Raw genomic sequence first — 21,724 nt, forward strand, 5'->3', positions numbered from 1 at the left:
TAACTTTATGGATATGGTATACTACATAAACGGAGGAAGGAATTTCCATTACCCACTCAAATCAACATAGAGCCGGAAATCCATGGATTACGACCTTGTTTCATCCTTCGTTTCTGTCTTGATGATACGATTAAACCCGGATTCCGCAATAGAACAAATCATAATGAATTTCATTCAGGCCTTCAGCCCTTGTATGCCCTGCGGACGTTGAAATGTTGAGATGTTTATTTGTTGATTCGTTGAGTTGTTTGATTGTTGAGTTATTGGCCGGCTGACCGCTGATTGCTGTAAAAGCCCTGAAAGGGCATCTTAATTCAGCCCAATGCGAAGCGTTGGGGAAAAAGTCATTGCATCTCGGCGGAGGGCTGTAAGCCTGACATATTCCAATTGTTAATGGTTAATTGTCAATGGTTATGCATGGTACCCGCCGAATCATATACCCGGTGTGACAATTAACATTAAATAATGGTAAACACCGAACCGTGTATCGCGTAATTTGGGATTAAAAAAATCATGTGTATATCCACGAAAAAAAGAAGGATTGAAACGGAAAGAATCTCCTGTTTTGGTTTTTTTAACGGGTAGAGACATGTTTTATTTTGAAAGACGCCTGAAAAATTCCATCTTTGCAACTTCAAATATAATATGTATCGGATCAAATCGAATAATTAATATAATGTTGAAAAATAGTAGATCAGGGCTGATTTTTGTCATCCTTGTCAGCTTAAGTATGTCGCTGTTTGCGCAAAACAGCACGCGTTCACCCTATACGCGCTACGGGTATGGCATGCTGTCCGACCGCTCGTTCGGAGCTGGCCGCTCCATGGGAGGGATAGGCTACGGATTGCGTTCTTCGAAGCAGATTAACCCGATGAATCCAGCCTCGTACACGAGCATGGACTCGCTCACGTTTCTTTTCGATGTGGGAGCTACGGCGCAAATGTCATGGCTCGATGACGGGCTACGCAAACAAAACGATTTGAACGGAAATTTTGAATATGCTGCCATGCAGTTTCGGTTACATAAACGCTTAGCCGTTAGTTTTGGTATTCTTCCGTATTCATCTGTCGGATATGATTATATGGCTCCGAGCCAAGGTAAAGATGGCTATACGGATGTATTTTCCGGCACGGGCGGATTAAACGAAGTGTACGGAGGATTGTCTGTTGAAATATGGAAGAAGCGTCTTTCAGTGGGAGCGAACGTAAGCTATATGTTCGGAAATATAAACCATCGGAGTACAACGAATCTGAATGTTCCGGTATATCGGTTGAATAAAGTGGTTGTACATAATTTGAAATACGATTTGGGGATGCAATACACTCATCCGCTGACGAAAACAGACCGGTTGACGCTCGGATTAGTTTATTCGCCGAAACGCCGTCTGAAAACGACAGCTTACGATATGGTTAGCAACTCCGAGTATTTCGAACGGACGATACAGGGAGATACGTTGCGTAATCAGGGTTTCGATATCCCCAATTCGTACGGCTTGGGTCTCTCCTATACCAAAGATTACAAAATGATACTGGCTGCCGATGTTTCTTATCAGGAATGGTCGGGTGCAAAGTTCTTCAACCGTAATGACGATTTTAAAGATCGTCTCCGTGTTGCTCTCGGAGGAGAGTATATACCGAACAACTTCACCCGTTCGTATCTGAACCGCATCCGTTATCGGGCCGGATTGCATTACAGCAATTCGTATCTGAAAGTGAACGGAAGCGGTTATAAGGAATATGGAGCGACATTGGGCGTAGGCTTCCCCATGTTGGATAATCGTTCGTTCATCAATGCTTCGTTCGAGTATGTGAAAATTGCTCCGGATAGCAAAGCCCTGATCAATGAGCAGTATTTGCGGTTTACGGTCAGCTATACATTTAACGAATATTGGTTCTTTAAATTTAAACAAGATTGATAGAGAGTTGTGGTTTCTTGATTTGTTGAACATAAAAAAAACAGTATAGAGATGAAAATGAAAGGAATTTTAGTTGTCGCCGGTCTTTGGGCGGCAGTAGCAGGTGCCCATGCACAGAAAGGAGTGGATAACGGAACAAGATACGGTTCGGGCGAAGACAGCATTCGCTGCCTGACAAACATCAGCCTGTTTGTTCCTTATGCGAAGGTAAACAATTATCAGGATGCTTATCCGTCCTGGAAGATTGCGTACGAAGAATGTCCGGCTGCGACCAAAGATATTTACCTTTACGGGGTTCGTATCGTGAATTGGCAGATCGAGCAGGAAAAAGACGCAACCAAGAGAGAGGCGCTCATTAACGACTTGATGGCCGTATACGATAAGCGTATCCAATATTTCGGGAACGACCGTAAGTATGGAAAAGACTGGATTACTGCCCGTAAAACGCAGGATTATCTGCGCCTCAAGGGGGATAAGGCCGACATCCCGATGGTTTACGGTTGGTTGGGACAGGTGTTGGATGAATATAAAGAAAAGACGGACGAACTCGCTGTTTCGCAGTACATGTTTGCTTCGCATAAGATGATGGAGAAAGATGAAGCCGGCCATAAGGCAAAATTTGTTCAGGACTTTCTCAAGTGCTCGTCGATCTTTGATACGCAGATCAAGGCTGCTCAGGCTGCCGGCAACCAGAAGCTGGTGGATAACCTGACTGCCATGAAAGTCGGAGTAGAAAAAGGTTTTTCGGGCAGTGGAGCTGCCGATTGCGAAACGTTGCAAAATATCTATGCTGATCAGATCGAGGCCAACAAGGATAATCTGGAATTCCTTAAAGAAACGATTACGCTCATGAGAAGAGCCGGATGTCAGGAAATCGATGCTTATTTTGCTGCTTCCGAGTATGCTTATCAGAAGGAAAAAACAGCGGAGATCGCATGGGGTATGGGTAAGCAATCCGTAAAAAAGAAAGATTATGATGCTGCCGAGCGCTATTTCACCGAAGCGGCTGAAATGGCAACCGACAATGAGATGAAGGAAAACGTATACTTTACGTTGGCGGCTATTGCACTTGAACAGCGGTCGTATCAGAAGATGCGTAACTACTGCAACAAGACACTGAGCATTAATCCGAATAACGGAAAGGCGTATATCATGATCGGAAAGGCGTATGCTGCGACGGCTTCCAGCATCTTCCCCGATGATCCGGTGAAGAAGAAATGCGTGTATTATGCTGCCGTAGATAAGTTCCAGAAGGCTCGCTCGGTCGATTCTTCCGTAGCCAGTGAAGCTGCATCGCTGATCGCCACTTACAGTTCATACTTCCCCACGACGGAAGAAGTGTTCATGCACCCCGACCTGAATAAAGGTCAAAGCTTCATGATCGGAGGCTGGATCGGTGAGCAGACGACGGTAAGATAAACACTCGGAATGACGCATTCGCGCTCAAACAAGAAATCTCGCATAGCAATCCTCTTCGGAGTGATTGCTATGCCTCTTTTATGCGCCCTGGTTTCATGCGGCGGCGAGAAGAAAGAAATCGTAGATGTCGGGTTCGATCCGGACAGCTCGTACACGATGAAGGCGACTCAAATCGTGACGATGGTCTCCGATTCGGGGATTACCCGGTATAAAGTCGTAACTGCAGAATGGCTGATGTTCGACGAAGCGGAGGAGCCGTACTGGTTCTTCCCGCAGAAGGTACATCTGGAAAAGTTCGACTCCCTTTTTCAGGTCGAGGCGAGTGTCGATGCCGATACGGCTTATTATTATAGAGAGAGAGAGCTTTGGAAGCTGTCGGGGAACGTGCGGGTCAAGAATATTGAAGGCGAACAGTTCGAAACCGCACTTTTGTTTTGGGACGATCAAGGAAAGAAAATTTATTCCGATCGTTTTATCCGCATTACCAAAGGCGATTTTGTAAACACCGGCATGGGCTTCGAATCCAACCTCACCCTTACACAATACCGGATTTTCAAGGCCGGGGCAGAGATACCCTTAGAAACAAACAAGGCGGATACGACGCAATCGGAACCGCCGCTTTCGCCGTAAAAATAAAAAAAGAAGGAAATAATTGGGTCATTTCTTTTTTTTTGTACCTTTGTGCCCCTAAATAAAGGATAAATAAATTAAAAACATAGAAAATAGATTAGATGGCTACGTTAGAAAAAATTAGAGGTCATGCTCCGCTTCTTGTTATCGTGGTGGGGCTTGCTTTACTCGGATTTATTGTAGAGGACTTTTTGAATTCCGGATCCACGTATTTCCGGCAATCACAAAATCAGGTGGTGACGGTAGACGGCACCCCGGTCGATTATCAGGATTACCAGCAACGTATTGAGGAAATGACCGAAGTATACAAGCTGCAGTATGGTCTGCAAAGTCTTACGGAAGATCAGACTACACAGTTGCGTCAGAGCGTATACAACTCGATGGTACACGAAATCGTGATGAAAGACGTGTTGGATAAAATCGGTATCGATGTGACCTCAGACGAACTGTTCGACATGATTCAGGGAGACCATGTGCCGCAAATCGTTCAACAGAATCCTTTGTTTATCGACCCTCAGACGCAGCAGTTCAGCAAAACGCGCGCATTGAGCGTGCTCAAAACGCTTGAAAACATAGACGCCGTCCCCGAAGCACAACGTGAGGAAGTATTGCGCATGCGCGATTTTTGGTTGTTCTGGGAACGGAGCATGAAAATGCAGCGGATGCAGGAGAAATATACGAATCTGCTCTCTAAAGCTATCGTGGCCAACCCGCTTGATGCGAAAGATGCGTATGAAGGAGCAACCGAAAGTTCGGATATCGTGTATGCCATGCAGTCGTACGCTTCCATTCCCGATTCGACGGTGAAAGTCAACGATTCCGAAATCCGGAAGATATATGACCGTCGCAAAGAGCAGTATAAGCAAAAAGAAGCGAGAATAGTTGACTATATTGCCGTTGACGTTCGTCCCAGTCAGGACGATTACGAGCAGGTAAGCAAAGAAATCGAAGATGTGAGAACTCAATTGATGGGGACCGACAGCATCGAGCATATCGTGTCCAGATATTCCAGAAATCCGTACATGGATTTCTTCGTGTCGGAAAAAGACATGCGAGACGAAGATTTGAAACGTTTCGTTTCGACAGCCGAAATCGGCGCTGTAGAAGGTCCTATATTTAAAGACGAAAGTTATCGCGTGTATAAACTCGTGGATAAGAAAACCGCTCCGGATTCCGTAAAGATCAGCGATATTTTTCTGGCGTCGCAGGGTGTGGTGACAGACGAACTGACTCGTTTGGCCGACAGCTTGATGACACTTCTGAAAGGTGGAGCCGACATGGACGAACTGGCCAAGAAGTATTCGTCCTTCGGTGCGGCCGAAACGGGTGCTGACTTGGGATGGCTTACCGAGGCTGCCATTGCACAAAGCAATATCGGCGCCGAGTTTCAGCGCGAGGCTTTTTCGGCTCCGCTGAGTCAGCCGGTGATGGTTAAGACGCAGAACGGGTATCACCTGATGAAAGTTACGGAACGTACGGCCAGTGTACCGAAATATAAGGTTGGTTATGTGTATATGGACGTTGCCCCGAGCAATAAGACATACAGCCAGATATTCAACGACCTGAACAGCTTTGTGGCGAAAAACAACACCGCCGATAAGATAACGGAAGCCGTGAAGGAGAGCAATTACGAGTTGGTTCAGAATGTAACGGTGACGACCGAAGAACATCATCTCGGCGGTATTCAGGATGCCCGTCAGGTGGTTCGTTGGGCTTTCGAGCACGAAAAGAAAGGTGAAGTTTCGGATATCAAGGAGTGCAAATCGAGACTGTCGAATACCGACGGTTTCCAAACGACTTACGTCGTGGCCATACTTCGCGACGTGCTGGAAGAAGGGTATCAGCCGATGCAGTCGGTAGCTCCGATGATTCGTATGGAATTGTTGGCGCAGAAGAAAGGCGAGCAGATTGTCAATGAACTGAAGGCCAAAAATCTGACATCGATCGATGCTTACGCCCAAGCGATGGGTTCGCGTATCGACACGGTGAAATACATCACGATGAATACGCCGCGCATTTCGGGTATCGGTATGGAACCCGTACTGAACGCCGGTGTAGCGTATGCCGCACAGAACGAATTGGCCGGTCCGATGGCCGGAAACAATGGCGTGTACGTCTTCAAGGTGTATAATCGCACGAAAGAGAACGTGACGTACGACGAAAAGGAGCAGATGCGTTCGTTGGAAGAAAACATGGGACCGCGTGTCGGTTACTTTGCTATCCAGAAACTGATGGAAGAAGCCGAGGTGAAGGACAACCGGATTCGTTTCGAATAAGCCCCCATCGGGCATGAATGATAAAGGGAGGGTGTGTCAAAAACAAAAAGTTTTGGCACACCCTCTTAAGGTGTGTAAGAAAGGGTAAGATGCAAGAAAATCGGCAATTCGCCTGTTATTGTACACTTCTTTTTATCGTTTTATAGATAAATAATGGAAGTAAAAAAACGTTTGTTGGGCATGACCCTCGCACAATTGCGCGAGGTAGCCGCCGAAGTCGGTCTGCCGGCTTATGCCGCCGGACAGATGGCCGACTGGCTGTATCGGAAACAAGTCGGGGCGATCGCGGAGATGACGAACATCGCCGTGGCGAAACGGCAGTTGCTCGAAACGCACTACGAGGTGGGAGCGGTAGCACCTGCGGAATCGGTACGTTCGGTCGACGGGACGGTCAAATACCTCTTTACCGCCGGCAAGAGACGTGCGGTCGAGTCGGTCTTTATTCCGGCCGAAAACCGGGCGACGCTTTGTGTCTCGTCGCAAGTAGGATGTAAGATGGGCTGCCTGTTTTGCATGACGGGTAAGCAGGGATTCTCGGCCAACTTGACGGCGAACGAGATCTTGAATCAGATCCGGTCGGTTCCCGAAGCAGACAAGCTCACGAATGTCGTCTTTATGGGCATGGGCGAACCGTTCGACAACGCGAACGAGCTGTTCAACGTGCTTGAAATACTGACCGAACCGTACGGTTACGGCTGGAGCCCCAAGCGAATCACGGTATCGACCGTCGGGGTACCCAAAGGCCTGCGCCGTTTTCTCGACGAAAGCACCTGTCATCTGGCCGTCAGTCTGCATTCGCCTTTCCCCGAAGAGCGTCTCTCCTTGATGCCGGTCGAAAAGGCTTATTCGCTCACCGATTTGGTCGGGCTGTTGCGGCAATATGATTTTGCACACCAGCGGCGCGTCTCGTTCGAATACATCCTCTTCGAAGGGCTGAACGACACACCCAAACATGTCAAGGCGCTGGCGGCTTTACTGAAAGGTATTCCGTGCCGCGTGAACCTGATCCGTTTTCATGCCATCCCTTCGGTGCCGCTCAAAAGCTGTACGCCGGCCAAGATGGAGCAGTTTCGCGATGCCCTCAACGCGAAAGGCATCGTCTGTACGATTCGTGCTTCGCGAGGAGAAGATATTTTCGCGGCTTGCGGGATGTTGTCGACCGCCCGTTTGAACGACGAGAAAAAAGATAAACGCTTGTAGAGAAGCAAAATTTTATCGGGCATACGGGTTATACAATCAAATTTTTTATGTACGTTTGTGAACAAAAAAATTTTTATACGATGAAAACTCCGATTTTAACATTTATGGCGGGGCTTCTGTTGGCGTTACTCGGCGCCTGCCATTCAACCCCGTCCGTTATAACGGCTACCGGTATGCCGTATGAGGTGGTGGTGGTCGCCACACCTGTGGTTTGGAACGATACGCTGGGTACAGTCTTGAAAGAAGAGCTGCGCCAGCCCATACGAGGGCTTCCGCAGCCTGAACCGACCATGCGAATCACTTACGTTGAACCGAATGATTTCAGTGGTCTGATGACGTATGTCCGCAATATCTTGATCGTCGACGTAGACGGAGGCAAATATACGAGACTCTCGCTGCGTACGGAAAAAAATCGCTGGGCGGCAGGACAGACCGTCGTCTATCTTACGGCTCCGAACGAAACGGTGCTGACCGACTATCTGAAGTTGCATCAAGAGGTGCTGACCGGTTACTTCACCCGTGTGGAGATGGCACGCATGGCGCAAGTGATGCAGGAAACATACAGCTCTCATGTGATGGATAAGGTGAAAAGCAAATTCAATGTGATGCTCAATGTGCCTTCCGATATTGTTTCGGACAAGGATACGACCGACTTCTACTGGGCATCGAACAATGCCAATACCGGTCGCATGGATGTCGTTGTATATACATTTCCGTATACCGATGCCAACACGTTCTCGCAGGAATATTTGAAAATGATGCGCGATTCGATTCTGGGGGCAAATATTCCCGGAGCATATCCCAACTCGCACATGACGACGGTACCTTTCGGCCTGTCGTATGAAGCAAAGAAAATACAAGGCAAATATTGCGGCGTGTTGCGTGGCTTGTGGAAGATGGAAGGCGACATGATGGGCGGGCCCTTCGTCAGCTTCGCACGTCTCGACGAAGCCAACAACCGCATCGTGGTAGCCGAAGGGTTTGTCTATGCGCCCGAAACGGACAAGCGGAATTATATCCGCCGGCTTGAGGCCTCGTTGCACACCTTGCGTTTGCCGGGCGAATTCGACAATCCGCTGGATGAGGTCGGAGAGATAAGTGAAAAAGAAGAAAACGAATGATAAAGCATAAACGGGAAGAAAAATGATGAAGGTCGGTATTACGCACGGCGATATCAACGGCATAGGGTACGAAGTGATCCTGAAAACATTCGCCGAAGACCGCATGATGGAACTTTGCACGCCGGTGATTTACGGCTCGCTCAAAATCGCTCTTGCGTATCAGAAAACGTTGGGCATCGAACCTTTGAGTTTTAAGGTGATTCAAAAGCCTCAAGAAGCGGTAGAAGGAAAGCTGAATATCATCAATTGTGTGCCGGCCGAACTGACGGCCACCCCCGGCGAATCGACCGAGGAGGGTGGTCAGGCAGCCTTCAAATCTCTTGAGGCGGCTGTCGAAGACCTCAAACGCGGCGCGATCGACACGCTCGTGACGGCGCCGATCAACAAACACAACATACAGAGTGAAGGCTTTCGCTTTCCCGGTCATACGGAATACCTCGAAGAGTGCTTCGGCGAAAACGGGGTACACCGATCGCTCATGATCTTGATGAACGACAACCTGCGCGTGGCGTTGGTGACAGGTCATGTGCCGCTAACGGAAATTAAAGACAGCCTCACACAGGAGACAATTGTGCGTAAACTCGTACTTTTCAACACTTCGCTCAAGCAGGACTTCGGCATTGTTCGTCCGCGCATCGCCGTGCTCGCGCTCAATCCGCACGCCGGCGAAGCCGGTTTGCTGGGGCACGAGGAAGAGACGATCATCGTGCCGGCCATCAACGAGGCCGAGAACAAAGGTGTCATGTCGTTCGGGCCTTATGCGGCCGACGGCTTCTTCGGTTCGAAGATGTATCAACATTTTGACGGAGTATTGGCCATGTATCACGATCAGGGACTGGCTCCGTTCAAGACGCTTGCCATGGACAACGGCGTGAACTATACCGCCGGCTTGCCCATTGTCCGCACCTCGCCCGATCATGGAACAGCCTACGACATTGCCGGTCGCAACGAAGCCTCCGAGACCTCGTTCCGCCATGCCATCTATGCTTCGATCGATATCTTTCGCCACCGCGAAATCTACCGTGAGATGACGGCCAATCCGCTACGTAAAGAATACGTAGACAAAGGTGGGCACGATAACGTCAAACTCGATCTCACGAAAGACGATATGGACGAATCGTAACGAGGCGTTCGCGTGGAATCGGGCGAACGCTTCCTGTTCGGTTTTATCGCAAACAACGCTGCGGCGAATCAATCGCTACAGGAATTTTAACTACCCAAGTTGCGGCAAATAAATTCCGAAAGGAATTTTAACCACTCGATTTGTGGGAAATAAATCGTTACAGGAATTTTAACTACCCGGTTTGCGGCGAATAAATTCCGAAAGGAATTTTAACCACTCAATTTGTGGGAAATAAATCGCTACAGGAATTTTAACCAAACAGCGTTGTGGCTAATAAATCTTCACACAGATTGATTACAATCAAGTTGCGGGGAATAAATCTTCACGCAGATTGATTAGAATCATCGATGCGGGGAATAAATCTTTACGCAGATTGATTACAATCAAGTTGCGGGAGATAAATCTTCACACAGATTGATTAAAATCGTTATTGCGGCAACGAAATCGCTGCATCGTTTCCTTGAAAAGGCCAATGCGCCTCTCTTTCGCGTGCGAAGGGGAGTATAAATTGTAAAAATTGAAAAAAAGCTGTATCTTTGCCCTTCCAGTAAGCTAAAGGAATTATGTTCAAAAATAAAACGATTGTGTATACATCGGGAACATTCGATATGTTCCATTACAATCATCTTCGCATGATCAACTATGCACGCAGTCTGGGCGATATCCTCATTGTCGGGGTAAGTACCGATGAGTTGGTTTCTTCATACAAGGCGCCCCCCATTATTCCGTTCAACGAGCGGATGCAGATTATCGAGGCGCTCAAAACGCCCGATATCGTCATCCCGCAACATACCCTCGATCATACCGAGATTGTCAAGAAACTCAATATCGACGCTTTTGTGGTAGGCGACGACTGGTACGGGAAATACGACTATCTGAAAGATGCCGACGTACAGGTCTTTTACTTCCCCTACGGCACGGGCGTTTCCTCGTCTTCGTTGCGCAAGACGATTCACGATTCGTACGAAAAGCATCTGCAAGACGAGCGCAAGGCCAAACCCGTATCGGTAAAAACGATGGAAGTTGCTCCGGTAGCGGCCGAGAATACCGCTCCGAAGAAAGCCGCGTCGAAAAAAACAAAGTGACGATGGCAAAACAAGCACTGATAACAGGCGGGACAAAAGGCATCGGGAAAGCGGTGGCCGTATGTCTGGCCAAGGCAGGATATGATTTGCTGCTTACCTACGCATCGGACGAAACAACAGCCGCGAGCCTCGCAGCCGCGTTGCGCAAAGACCATGCGGTGACGGTCGATGTGTTACAGGCCGATATCACGCGAAAGGAATCGATCGACCGTATCGAGAACCGCCTGAATGAGGCGGGCATGAAACTCGATGCCGTTGTGCTGAATGCCGGAACGACGTATCGCGCCACGTTCGAAGAGATGAACCTCGCCGAATGGGAACGGCAATTCTTCGCCAATGTGCATTTTCCGGTGTTCCTGCTTCAGCGCGTCGTGGGACGTATCGAACGGGGAGCGGCCGTCGTGTTCACCGGCTCGTTGATGGGGGTCGAACCGCATGCCACGTCGTTGTCGTATGGCGTGACCAAATCGGCCGTTCATGCCCTGACGAAGAACCTTGTCAAATTCCTCGCGCCGTATGGCGTTCGGGTCAATGCCGTAGCGCCCGGCTTTGTCGATACCGACTGGCAAAAGAACAAACCGGCCGAAATTCGCCGCAACATCGAGGCCAAAGTGGCGCTGGGGCGTTTCTGCCGTCCCGACGAAGTGGCGGAAATCTATCGTATGTTGATTGAAAACAGTTATATGAATGGCTCGGTGGTCGTTGCGGACGGCGGCTATGCGTATCGATGAAAAATGAGTGAAAAAGAATATGAAGCATCCCTGAAGTCGATCGAGACGGAGAATATCATCGATTTGTACTTCTACCGTCCCATTGGTTTCCGGATAGCCCGCATGCTCTGCCCTACGGGGATTACCCCCAATATGATTACCGTTCTTTCTATTTTTGTCGGGGCCGGGGCGGGATGGTTGTTCTATTTTACGAATAACCTCACGTATACGCTGCTCGGTATCCTGCTGCTCGTCTTTGCCAACATACTCGACTGTGTAGACGGACAATTGGCGCGTCTGACCGGCATCAAATCCGAAATCGGACGTATCCTCGACGGCATAGCCGGCGATATTTGGTTTACCGTTATTTACGTGGCACTGGCTTTGCGCCTCACGCACCTCTACGGAACGGCATGGTTCTTCGTGCCTGCCGTCGCGGCCGGACTGTCGCATCTCCTCCAAGCCGGCATCACCGATTATTACAAAACGCTTCATCTCTATTTTGTCAGCAAAGAAAAAGGCAAAGAATTTCAGCGTACCGAGCAGGTCAAGGCGCAACGAAAGGAGATCAAGAAACGCGTAAACAAATTTTTTTATGTGTTATACGGCTCATACACTTGGGTGCAGGAACGGTTGACTCCCGCTTTGCAGGCCATGCTGCGTACCTTGCATGCCCGTTACGGAGACGATATCCCCGAATCCATCCGGCTGCGCTTCCGCCGGCAAAGCCGCCGGCTGATGAAACGAACCATCGACTGGATGACGTTCAACGGTCGTACTTTCGTGCTCTTCGCTGTGATGCTTCTCAGTGTTCGATGGAGCGGGCTGGTATGGGTTTATTTTGCATACGAAATCGTCGTTTTAAATACGGTACTTTACGTATCCGTCCGCAAACACGAGCGTATGTGTGCCGCCATCTTGAAAGAGGAAGCATGAAAAAAACAGTACTCGACATACGCGATTTACAGCAGTTGGCGCCCGTTTTCAAAAAAAAATGGGCGGCTTTTTTGGGGAAACGGCTCATGAAATGGCTCAACATCGGCAAGGTCAATACGATTCACGCCCGGTACAGCCACCTGCGTGGAGCCGAATTTACCTCGGCCATACTCGCCGACCCCATGATGGACGTGAAATACAGGATTCATCACCCCGAACGCCTGAAAACACTCCCCGAAGGAGCGTTTATCACCGTTTCCAATCACCCCATCGGATCGATCGACGGAATCGTACTGATCGATCTTTTCGCCTCGCGGCGAAAAGACTTCTGCGTGATGGTCAACGGCATCTTGGAAAAAATCGGAGCGATGGCCGACAATTTCATTGCCGTTACGCCGAGGACGGGCGGACAGACGGAAACGAATCCGGCCAATGTGAATGGCGTGCGTGCTTCGCTCGAGCGCATCAAAAACGGTCATCCGATGGGATTCTTCCCGGCCGGCGCCATGTCGTTCCGCAACAAAGAAGGAAAGATTCGCGACCTCCCGTGGACACACAGCGTCATTCGTCTGATACGTAAGGCCGGCGTGCCGGTGTATCCCGTCTACTTCGATTGCCGAAATTCGAAATTCTTCTATTGGCTCGGACAAATCAGTTGGAAAATCAGGCTCCTGCGCGTGCCTACCGAAGCATTCAACAAACAGGGCCAAACGCTCGACGTACATATCGGGCAACCGATTGCGCCCGAAACGATCCGGAGCTATACCGATGATAAAGCGCTGGCCGATTTTCTCTATCGTACCACGTACGGTCAGAAAGGGTAAACACCTATCTGTTTGGCCGGCTTCTGCCGATGCGGGGATTTTCAGATGTTTTTTTGGTCATCTCCCGAAAATAAGGTAATTTTGTCAGGTCAAACTGAAAAAATTACAGCATCATGATGACAGAAGGTATACAACAAATCAAACAACGATTTGGCATCATCGGCAATAGTCCGGCGCTCAACCGGGCGATTGACGTAGCGCTTCAGGTTGCGCCCACCGATCTCTCCGTGCTGATTACCGGCGAGAGTGGCGTCGGCAAGGAAAACTTTCCGCAAATCATTCATCAGAATAGTCCGCGTAAGCATGGACAATACATTGCTGTCAACTGTGGTGCCATCCCCGAAGGGACGATCGATTCCGAATTGTTCGGACACGAAAAAGGATCGTTTACGGGCGCGTTGGCCGACCGGAAAGGCTATTTCGAAGTGGCCGACGGCGGCACGATTTTCTTAGACGAGGTCGGCGAACTGCCTATCCCCACTCAGGCGCGTTTGTTGCGGGTGCTCGAAAGCGGCGAATTTATCAAGGTCGGCTCCTCGAAGGTGCAGAAGACGGATGTGCGCATCGTGGCCGCCACGAATGTCAATCTGACAGAGGCCGTAGCGCAAAATCGTTTTCGGGAAGATTTGTATTACCGGCTCAACACCGTGCCCATCGTTATTCCTCCGTTGCGCGACCGGCCCGAAGATATCTTGCTGCTGTTCCGCAAATTCGCGAGCGACTGTGCCGAGAAATACCGGATGCCCGCCATTCAGCTCGAAGAAAATGCTCGCCGCCTGCTGCTCAGTTACCGCTGGCCGGGTAACGTCAGAGAGTTGAAGAATGTCACGGAGCGCATTTCCGTCATCGAGCGTGATCGCACCATCACGGCCGATGAACTGCGTCAGTACCTGCCCAATCTCGAAATGCAAAAACTCCCGGTGCTGGCGCATCAGAAAGAAGACCAGAAACTCTTTCATTCCGAACGAGAAATTCTGTATCAGGTGTTGTTCGATATGAAGAAAGATGTGAACGAACTAAAAAAACTCGTGCACGACATTATGGGCGGGAACATCCAGATGGCCGTACCCGTCGAACAGCCCGATGCACCGACCTATACGACGCATCCCATTGATACGTCGCCCATTCAGGAAGCCGAAACCGTAGAAGAGCTACTGGCGCTCGACGATGTGGAAAAAGAAATGATTCGCCGGGCATTGGAGAAACATAACGGTCGCCGTAAAAATGCCGCGGCCGAGCTTAAAATCTCGGAACGTACCCTGTACCGAAAAATTAAGGAATATGGTCTCGACTAAGAAAATCACCGCAACTCTGTTGACGCTTGCCACGCTGCTTATGCTCGAGGCCTGCTCGATCTCCTACAAATTCAGCGGGACATCGATCGATTATACGGTCGTGAAATCTATTTCCATCAAGGATTTTCCCAATATGGCGCCGCTTGTCTACGGTCCTTTGGCTCAAAGATTCACCGACGAGCTGAAAGACCGGTATGTGCGTCAGACGAAGCTGAGCGTACTGCGCGAGAACGGAACACTCGACTTGGAAGGCGAAATCACGGGCTACGAACTGACGCCGCAGGCGGTGAAAGATACACCCGACGGAAGAGCGTCGTTCGCCACCTTGACGCGTCTGACGGTTACCGTCAGGGTGCGTTATGCCAATCAGGTGAAACCGGAGGAAGGATTTGAACAGTCTTTCTCTTCGTATCGCGACTTCGACAATACGAAAACCATCGATCAGGTACAGGATGAATTGTGTAAGGAGATTATCAATGATCTGGTCGGACAGATTTATAACGCAACGGTAGCCAATTGGTAGACGATGACGTGTGAGGAATTATATCAACTGATGGAGGCGCCGGCCATGTTGTCGGAGAAAACGCTACCCGAACTCAAACAAATCGCGGAAGATTTTCCCTACTTTCATGCCGTTCAGATGCTTTATCTCAAAAATCTGCAGGCAACGAACGATCTTCGCCTCAATATTGAACTGAAAAAAAGAGCCGTTTGTGTCCCCGACAGGACGCAACTCTTCCTTTGGCTCGAAGGGGCACGTTACGACAAGCAACCCCGTACCCAAACCGTGGAAGATCAAGAGGGGGAAAAGCAACCTTCGCGGATCGATGAATTTTTATCCGTCCCGATGGACGGAACGGAAACGAAATCGTCGAAGCCTCTTTTTGAACCGTCTGCTTCGTTGGATTATATGCGCTGGCTGACCGAGAAAGATACCGATGCCGCTGCTTCGAAAAATAAATTGCGTCATCAAGACCTGATCGATTCTTTTATCGAAAGCGGAAACGAACGGATCGGAAGACTTACGCCCGATCAGGTTGCAAAAGACCATGCCGTAGATAGCGAAGAGCCTGAGCAGCAGCATGCGACCGAATCCGATCATAGCACTCTGGATAACTCGTATTTTACTGAAACACTGGCTCATGTTTATATTCGCCAGAAACGTTACGAGAAAGCGCTCGAGATTATTAAAAGTTTAAGTTTGAAATATCCGAAAAAAAATATTTACTTTGCAGACCAAATCCGATTCTTGGAAAAATTGATTATTCATTCTAAACAAAAAATATAATGTACGTATTTTTATCGATTTTGATTTTTATTGCATCCGTATTCCTGATATTGATTGTATTGGTGCAAAACTCAAAAGGAGGCGGGCTGGCTTCCGGATTCTCTTCGTCGAATCAGATTATGGGCGTTCGTAAAACGACGGACTTCCTTGAAAAAGCGACATGGGCATTGGCCGGCACAGTCGTTGTCTTGAGTATTCTCATTACTTCGTTCATTCCTCATGGTGAGTCGACGATGCAACAACAGCAGTCCGAAATACAACAGCAGGTGAACGATGCGGTGATGGTAGACCCCAATGCGGTAGGACCGAACTTCGGAACAGCGCAACCGGATGCTGCACAGCAACAACCCGAAACACCGGCCGAATAAGAGCGGAGAAGCGTAACGAAACGCTTTGTATCTGAATTTTTCGTATAAGCGAGGCTGTCCGGAAAGTCCCACCAGACTTTGCCGACAGCCTCGTTCGCATTATCTATCAAGACATCTTCATGAAAGATCAACCCTGACAACTTCGTTTCACGTCTATTCATAAAACTTCCATGAAACAAATCTATGGCATGATTTTCTTTTTACTGTTTTTTGCTGTTGCCGGTATGGCACAGAACGACAGTATCAGCATCCGCTTTATTTCGCTGAACCGTCAATTGACTCTGCTCAATGACTTGAACAGCATTCAGTACACCGGATTTACGTGCACCGATACTCTGGCGCACGGCAAACAATTCCTGTTCTACATCGAAGAATACGAGAACGGCGAGAGAGTGCGTCCCGACTCAACGGGTCTGGAATGTAAGGAACAGCGGATACCGATGGAAGTAAACGGGAAAACCGTCGAATATCGGTATGACCCTTGCCGTTACAGAACGTTTTTGCCGGGCGACAGTGTTTTTACGGTGATGCTTGCCGGAAAGCTCGAAGCCGATACCTTCCGCCTGCTGATGGATTATCCCGCTATCCGTCTGACGAAAAAACTCAGAGGAAATGCGGCTTATTCCCTTCGAACGATTTCTTGCAATAGTGATGGAGGAATGAGACTTCCTGTGGCTAAACTTACTCCCGTTTTTACATATACTCCTCCTTACGATACCGGAAAAGGCATGGCTTCGTACTGTGTCCTCGATGCGGGAAACGCGAAGGAGCGTTACGCGACATTCGGCATCAAACATTACTATATCATTTACCTCATCATACGATAGAATTCGTATGGTAGATGATTTTTTTATTTATTCATTAAATACCCTCATTTTATGAAACGAATTTACATCATCACCGGTTTTCTGTCGGTCTTTGTTGCGGCCGGCATGGCGCAGGAAATAACGGAAGAGAATTACCTGAAACTGGACAAAGAAATCTGGGAAGCTTATGAACGGCAAAACGATTCGATCTATGCCCTGATGAAGCGTGAACCGGAGCGGAAAGAAGCATTGAAACATGAATTTAAAAAGAATCTCGAGGATGCACAGCGACGGAATGAGCAGGCGGCTTTGCGTTTCGCATCCGTGCCGAGTGGCCTGCAACGGTTGTTTTGGGTACGTCTCAATCTGCCGAAAGATACCGTCGAGGCTGTCTGGAACCGTCTTCCTGACGAAATGAAAACGTCGCCTTATGGGAAAAGTATCCGCATGCACTTGGATACGCATCAGATAGAAGAAGGAGCCCGCTATGCCGATTTCGAAGCTACCGCTGCCGACGGCCGGCCGTTTCGCTTATCATCGCTCGAAGGCAAATACATTGTATTACTCTATGACGGGCTCAGTTGCATGGGCGAAGAGGGACGAAATGAGTTGAAGCAGCTGTACGAGTCTACCTCGCGTGACGACTTGGAGATTGTCGTTTACTGTATTTCGAGCAGTCCGGAGCAATTACGGGAAGATTACGTAGAGAAGATGAACCTTCCTTTTACGCTTGTGTCCGATTTCAAAATGGATCATACGCCGTTTAAAATCATATACGGCGCCCAAGCCCGACCGACGGTTTTTGTGATTGATCCGACCGGTACAGTCGTACTGAAAACGACCGGAGTCAATCCGCGAGATTTGAACAACATCAAATTGAAACTTCGGAAACCATAATACATAACATAGATATTTACCAATAAAACAATCTCATCTTATGAAACGAATTTACATGATGATCGCTTGGGTATCGGTCTTTATTGCGTCCGGCATGCAGGCGCAAACGAAGACGGTGGAGCGTCCGCCGGTGATGTATGGCAACACGCATTTGGTCGAATTCAGTAAGGTTACGCTTTCGGATACGGCTACTGTGCTCGATGTCGAAACCACTTATCAGCCGGGATATAGCATCAAAATCGCCTCCGACACGTACCTGAAAGCGGGCGACAAGAAGTACATGGTCCGTCACGGCGAAGGCCTTACGCTCGATTCGCTCTTCTGGATGCCACAGTCGGGACAGGCGTCGTTCAAACTTGTTTTCGAGCCGTTACCGCTTAATACGCCGATGTTCGATTTTATGGAAGGCGATTGCGAGAGCTGCTTTAAAGTCTACGGCGTAGACTTGGTGAACCCGCGCCTGCAACTGCCTCCCATCCCCGAAGAATTTGCGCGGAAACATCAGCCGGAAGAAAACTTCGTGCCGGGCTTTGAAGAGGGCGAAGCACGTATCAGCGGAAAGCTGTTGGGTTATATGTCTGATCCGGACGAAATAAAACTGCTATATACCGATCCGCTCATTGGAAACAAAGTCGAGCTGTCGATGCCGATCGCGCCCGACGGAACTTTTGGTACGTCTTTCCGCCTTCATTCGCCCGTTCACGTTTACTTGCTGTCGAGTACCAGACTGTTTCCGATCAAGGTTGCGCCAGGGAAGGAGTCGAAGGTATTGATTCATCTGCCGGAACTCTACCGTCGCAACTCGCGTTTGTTCAAGGATAGCGAATCGTATGGAGAGCCGTTCTATTACGCCGGCTATCTGGCCGGACTGAATACCGAACTGAACGATCCTCGTATCTCGCGTGCCGTCGAAGAGCAGCAGATCGATTCTATTATCGATATGGATATTCACGCGTACAAACAGTATGTCATACGTAAATACGAAGAGGCCGTCGCACATAACGACGCGCTTGACATTAGTCCGTTGGCCAAAAACGTGTTGAGAGCGGAGGCCGCATTCCAAGTGCAGAACAAGCTCACTTTTCCCGATGTTGCGCTTAGCGAGGCTTATGCGAAAAAGCACAACTTGTCGCCTAGGGAAGTCACCAAACAATATACCCGTGCGGTCAAACCTCAAGGCTACAATGAATTTCTGCGTCTACTCCCGTACGACCGTAGCGAATTGCTGCTCGTACCTAACGTTTGGTATGGAATTCAGAATCTGGCCTATGCTTCTCCCGAAAATGTCGGCCTGCTCGACGCGTTGCGTTATCTGACTGCGCATGAAAAGGTAGCCGCCGAGGATCGCAACGTGCTGAATGCCTATATCGAAGCGATGGAAAAGAACGAAAAATTCACGGATCAACAATCGCTCGAAGCGGTTTATACGAAATATAAAAAGTTAGTAGATGCTTACAATAAGGAATATCTGGGCCCCCGCTATCTGACCAAAATGTGGAATACCGATAAGGCTTTCCTGCTCGACCTTGTCAGCGCACAGCAGATCTGTGCCGGACTGAAGGACTTCGAGCTGCTTACCGACGAACAAAAAGCCGAACTGGAAACTTTACCGCCGGCTATCGCCCGAATTATTACCGACGAGAACTCCCGATTGCTGGCACGCATTGAGGAGAACAAGCGCAAGACGGGATTCACGATTCTCGATGTGCCTCAAAGCCCCGACGAAACGCTTTTCGTTGAGATGCTCAAGCAGTTTAAGGGAAAAGTCGTACTTGTAGACATGTGGGCGACGTGGTGCGGCCCGTGCCGTATCGCCAACAAGGAGATGGAACCGATCAAGGCGCAACTGGCCGATAAAGATGTCGTATTCCTCTACCTCGCCAGCGAAAACTCGCCCGAAAACACGTGGAAAAACATGATTGCCGACATCAAGGGACAGCATTACCGAGTCAACAAGGCACAGTGGGACTATCTGAGCAAGAGTCTTAACGCAAGAGGCGTGCCGACGTACGTAATCATTGACCGCGAGGGTAATCATGCTTACCACTCGAACGGTTACCCGGGAGCTGAGGTCATTAAAAGCGAACTGCTCAAAGCGCTCGAAAAGTAACACGCCTTATATTCAACCTCTCCGCGCAACTTTTTTCAAAAAAGTTGCGCGGAGAGAGATTCAAAACATAATTTGATGCAAAAATTTAAACAATACCTATCTGTCTGGCTATTCACCGGAGTTACTACCTTATTTGTCGGTCTTGCCTATACGGCTTCCGACTTCTTGACGGCTCCCACACATGCTCTCACCGACCGTTTGGTTCTTTTCTCCCAATGGCTGGCCATCCTGATCGGGATATTTCCGGTTTTTTATTTGCTTTCGATCAATAAATATGTTTTTGCGGGCATTTATCCTCTCGTATGCGTGTTGTCCGGTGTATTGGCTTATTTCCGATACACGACCGGCACTATTTTTACGACGATGATCTTTGATGCGGCCCTCGATAACGACCATAAAATCACACAGGAGTTGATCAGCGTTTGGCTTATCCTGACGATGATCGCCAGCTTATTGGCCGGAGTCGGCTTTGCGGTATATCGCTTTCGCAAGTTACGGGTTGTGCCTTTGCCGGTTTTACATACCGCTCTGGCTGTGATATTGACGATTGTGGTCTTTCAGTTACCCCGTATCGGACGTCCGATGACGGAACGTATCCCGATGAATCTGTACTTTATTCCTCAGCGTTATTTTGCCGAGAAGAAAACAGCCCGGAGTTATCGCGAACCGCTTCCCGGAAAAGTTACCGCGCCTGTTGATAAGCCCTTGGTCGTACTGATTCTCGGAGAGTCATTGCGCGCCGATCATTTGGGATTGAACGGCTATGCGCGTAACACGACTCCTCTGCTTGCGACTGAAAGCGTCGTTTCGTTTCCCAACATTTATTCCCCCTATACGTATACGAATCCGAGCATCGCGCATATCATGACCCGTGCCGACAGTCTGGCGCCCGAACGTGCCGACAGCGAACGCTCTTTCGTCGATCTGTTCAAACGTTGCGGTTTTCCTTCTGTCTGGCTGGGCAATCAGGAGCCGGCCAAAACGTATGTTTATTTTATGGAAGAATGCGACCGGTTGATTTATGGGAACATCAACAAATCGTATTACGTGTTCGATCACTGGACGGATGAGTTGTTGCTTCCGCCTCTCGATACGGTATTGCCCGATATGACGGACGGAGGATTGGTGATTCTGCACACCATAGGCTCGCACTGGTATTATAATGCGCATTATACGGACGAGTTTCGGCGGTTCGTACCTGAAACGAAAAGTCGTATCGTTACGGCCAATACACCGGAAGAAATGATTAACTCTTATGATAATACGGTCGTTTTTACCGATTATTTTATCTCCTCTATCATCAATCGACTTCGTGACCGTAAGGCACTGATGATTTATCTGTCCGATCACGGCGAAGCGCTCGGAGAGGATGGTTTGTGGCTTCATGCAAACACGGTCGATGCCGCTCATAATCCGGCTTGTATCGTCTGGCTTTCCGATGCCTATCGCGAGGCGAAGCCCGGAATGTACGAACGACTGCTACAAAACAGAAACAAACGTTATCATACCGATTTTCTTTTTCATACCATACTCGATGGCGCGGGTATAGAAGCCGAGATTTTGCAAAACTCGCAAAGCCTCTTTGCGTCGGAATGAAAAGCTTTGTCTGTCGAGCAGAGGAGATAAATTCTCCGTTTTTGTTGATGAAACACAATAAAAAAGTTTTTGCTGTGACGTCCGGTTTTCAGTTTTCTTTTTCTACCTTTGTCACGAGAATATAT

19 protein-coding genes are annotated in these 21,724 nt (G+C 48.8%); all 19 read left to right on the plus strand.

Annotated features, from left to right (window positions below):
* Positions 1–676: 676 nt before the first annotated feature.
* The 19 genes from EII41_RS05015 to EII41_RS05105 all read left to right on the plus strand — a co-directional run bounded on the left by EII41_RS05015 (position 677) and on the right by EII41_RS05105 (position 21,599).
* Positions 677–1,915 (plus strand): hypothetical protein, encoded by a 1,239-nt coding sequence (locus EII41_RS05015; protein WP_124789687.1) that lies wholly within the window; start codon positions 677–679, stop codon positions 1,913–1,915.
* Positions 1,916–1,966: 51 nt separating this feature from the next.
* Positions 1,967–3,334 carry a tetratricopeptide repeat protein gene (locus EII41_RS05020; protein ID WP_124789688.1) on the plus strand — a complete coding sequence of 456 codons (1,368 nt, stop codon included), beginning with the start codon at positions 1,967–1,969 and terminating at the stop codon, positions 3,332–3,334.
* A 9-nt stretch (positions 3,335–3,343) separates the two neighbouring features.
* Positions 3,344–3,964 (plus strand): LPS export ABC transporter periplasmic protein LptC, encoded by a 621-nt coding sequence (lptC, locus tag EII41_RS05025; RefSeq protein WP_124789689.1) that lies wholly within the window; start codon positions 3,344–3,346, stop codon positions 3,962–3,964.
* Positions 3,965–4,065: 101 nt separating this feature from the next.
* Positions 4,066–6,240, plus strand: coding sequence for a peptidylprolyl isomerase (locus tag EII41_RS05030; RefSeq protein WP_124789690.1), 2,175 nt, complete (start codon positions 4,066–4,068; stop codon positions 6,238–6,240).
* A gap of 153 nt (positions 6,241–6,393) precedes the next feature.
* Positions 6,394–7,440 carry a 23S rRNA (adenine(2503)-C(2))-methyltransferase RlmN gene (gene rlmN / locus EII41_RS05035; protein ID WP_124789691.1) on the plus strand — a complete coding sequence of 349 codons (1,047 nt, stop codon included), beginning with the start codon at positions 6,394–6,396 and terminating at the stop codon, positions 7,438–7,440.
* Positions 7,441–7,520: 80 nt separating this feature from the next.
* Positions 7,521–8,561 (plus strand): DUF4837 family protein, encoded by a 1,041-nt coding sequence (locus tag EII41_RS05040; RefSeq protein ID WP_124789692.1) that lies wholly within the window; start codon positions 7,521–7,523, stop codon positions 8,559–8,561.
* A gap of 22 nt (positions 8,562–8,583) precedes the next feature.
* On the plus strand, positions 8,584–9,684 hold the full coding sequence (gene pdxA / locus EII41_RS05045; protein WP_124789693.1) for a 4-hydroxythreonine-4-phosphate dehydrogenase PdxA: 1,101 nt from the start codon (positions 8,584–8,586) through the stop codon (positions 9,682–9,684).
* Positions 9,685–10,247: 563 nt separating this feature from the next.
* Positions 10,248–10,769 (plus strand): adenylyltransferase/cytidyltransferase family protein, encoded by a 522-nt coding sequence (locus tag EII41_RS05050; RefSeq protein ID WP_124789694.1) that lies wholly within the window; start codon positions 10,248–10,250, stop codon positions 10,767–10,769.
* Positions 10,770–10,771: 2 nt separating this feature from the next.
* Positions 10,772–11,500, plus strand: a complete 729-nt coding sequence (locus EII41_RS05055; protein WP_124789695.1) for an SDR family NAD(P)-dependent oxidoreductase — start codon at positions 10,772–10,774, stop codon at positions 11,498–11,500.
* A 3-nt stretch (positions 11,501–11,503) separates the two neighbouring features.
* Positions 11,504–12,415, plus strand: coding sequence for a CDP-alcohol phosphatidyltransferase family protein (locus EII41_RS05060; RefSeq protein WP_124789696.1), 912 nt, complete (start codon positions 11,504–11,506; stop codon positions 12,413–12,415).
* Positions 12,412–13,239 (plus strand): lysophospholipid acyltransferase family protein, encoded by an 828-nt coding sequence (locus EII41_RS05065; protein ID WP_124751007.1) that lies wholly within the window; start codon positions 12,412–12,414, stop codon positions 13,237–13,239. Before EII41_RS05060 ends, EII41_RS05065 begins: the two co-directional genes overlap by 4 nt.
* Before the next feature lie 116 nt (positions 13,240–13,355).
* Entirely contained in the window at positions 13,356–14,534 is a 1,179-nt protein-coding gene (locus tag EII41_RS05070; RefSeq protein ID WP_411292578.1) for a sigma-54 interaction domain-containing protein, read from the plus strand.
* A complete protein-coding gene (gene lptE / locus EII41_RS05075) occupies positions 14,521–15,057 on the plus strand; it encodes an LPS assembly lipoprotein LptE (protein WP_124751009.1) in 537 nt (178 codons plus the stop codon). The genes EII41_RS05070 and lptE overlap by 14 nt, the downstream gene beginning before the upstream one ends.
* A 3-nt stretch (positions 15,058–15,060) precedes the next feature.
* Entirely contained in the window at positions 15,061–15,822 is a 762-nt protein-coding gene (locus EII41_RS05080; RefSeq protein ID WP_124789697.1) for a hypothetical protein, read from the plus strand.
* Positions 15,822–16,190, plus strand: a complete 369-nt coding sequence (gene secG, locus EII41_RS05085) for a preprotein translocase subunit SecG (RefSeq protein WP_124751011.1) — start codon at positions 15,822–15,824, stop codon at positions 16,188–16,190. The genes EII41_RS05080 and secG overlap by 1 nt, the downstream gene beginning before the upstream one ends.
* A 170-nt stretch (positions 16,191–16,360) precedes the next feature.
* Entirely contained in the window at positions 16,361–17,017 is a 657-nt protein-coding gene (locus EII41_RS05090) for a hypothetical protein (protein ID WP_124789698.1), read from the plus strand.
* A gap of 51 nt (positions 17,018–17,068) precedes the next feature.
* Positions 17,069–17,893, plus strand: a complete 825-nt coding sequence (locus tag EII41_RS05095) for a peroxiredoxin family protein (protein WP_124789699.1) — start codon at positions 17,069–17,071, stop codon at positions 17,891–17,893.
* Positions 17,894–17,933: 40 nt separating this feature from the next.
* Positions 17,934–20,003 carry a TlpA family protein disulfide reductase gene (locus EII41_RS05100; protein ID WP_124789700.1) on the plus strand — a complete coding sequence of 690 codons (2,070 nt, stop codon included), beginning with the start codon at positions 17,934–17,936 and terminating at the stop codon, positions 20,001–20,003.
* 75 nt (positions 20,004–20,078) lie between these two features.
* Positions 20,079–21,599, plus strand: a complete 1,521-nt coding sequence (locus tag EII41_RS05105) for a phosphoethanolamine transferase (protein ID WP_124789701.1) — start codon at positions 20,079–20,081, stop codon at positions 21,597–21,599.
* Positions 21,600–21,724: the final 125 nt, after the last annotated feature.

Origin of the sequence: Tannerella forsythia, assembly GCF_003860135.1 — a bacterium.
In the GTDB taxonomy this organism is placed as follows: Bacteria; Bacteroidota; Bacteroidia; order Bacteroidales; family Tannerellaceae; genus Tannerella; species Tannerella forsythia_A.

Bases quoted from the DNA above. Each gene is read 5' to 3' on its own strand.
- EII41_RS05105 (WP_124789701.1), top strand. From the start codon at position 20,079: ATGCAAAAATTTAAACAATACCTATCTGTCTGGCTATTCACCGGAGTT.
- EII41_RS05060 (WP_124789696.1), top strand. From the start codon at position 11,504: ATGAGTGAAAAAGAATATGAAGCATCCCTGAAGTCGATCGAGACGGAG.
- EII41_RS05100 (WP_124789700.1), top strand. From the start codon at position 17,934: ATGAAACGAATTTACATGATGATCGCTTGGGTATCGGTCTTTATTGCG.
- EII41_RS05095 (WP_124789699.1), top strand. From the start codon at position 17,069: ATGAAACGAATTTACATCATCACCGGTTTTCTGTCGGTCTTTGTTGCG.
- EII41_RS05015 (WP_124789687.1), top strand. From the start codon at position 677: ATGTTGAAAAATAGTAGATCAGGGCTGATTTTTGTCATCCTTGTCAGC.
- secG (WP_124751011.1), top strand. From the start codon at position 15,822: ATGTACGTATTTTTATCGATTTTGATTTTTATTGCATCCGTATTCCTG.
- lptE (WP_124751009.1), top strand. From the start codon at position 14,521: ATGGTCTCGACTAAGAAAATCACCGCAACTCTGTTGACGCTTGCCACG.
- EII41_RS05050 (WP_124789694.1), top strand. From the start codon at position 10,248: ATGTTCAAAAATAAAACGATTGTGTATACATCGGGAACATTCGATATG.
- EII41_RS05020 (WP_124789688.1), top strand. From the start codon at position 1,967: ATGAAAATGAAAGGAATTTTAGTTGTCGCCGGTCTTTGGGCGGCAGTA.
- EII41_RS05040 (WP_124789692.1), top strand. From the start codon at position 7,521: ATGAAAACTCCGATTTTAACATTTATGGCGGGGCTTCTGTTGGCGTTA.
- pdxA (WP_124789693.1), top strand. From the start codon at position 8,584: ATGATGAAGGTCGGTATTACGCACGGCGATATCAACGGCATAGGGTAC.
- lptC (WP_124789689.1), top strand. From the start codon at position 3,344: ATGACGCATTCGCGCTCAAACAAGAAATCTCGCATAGCAATCCTCTTC.
- EII41_RS05070 (WP_411292578.1), top strand. From the start codon at position 13,356: ATGACAGAAGGTATACAACAAATCAAACAACGATTTGGCATCATCGGC.
- rlmN (WP_124789691.1), top strand. From the start codon at position 6,394: ATGGAAGTAAAAAAACGTTTGTTGGGCATGACCCTCGCACAATTGCGC.
- EII41_RS05090 (WP_124789698.1), top strand. From the start codon at position 16,361: ATGAAACAAATCTATGGCATGATTTTCTTTTTACTGTTTTTTGCTGTT.
- EII41_RS05080 (WP_124789697.1), top strand. From the start codon at position 15,061: ATGACGTGTGAGGAATTATATCAACTGATGGAGGCGCCGGCCATGTTG.
- EII41_RS05030 (WP_124789690.1), top strand. From the start codon at position 4,066: ATGGCTACGTTAGAAAAAATTAGAGGTCATGCTCCGCTTCTTGTTATC.
- EII41_RS05055 (WP_124789695.1), top strand. From the start codon at position 10,772: ATGGCAAAACAAGCACTGATAACAGGCGGGACAAAAGGCATCGGGAAA.
- EII41_RS05065 (WP_124751007.1), top strand. From the start codon at position 12,412: ATGAAAAAAACAGTACTCGACATACGCGATTTACAGCAGTTGGCGCCC.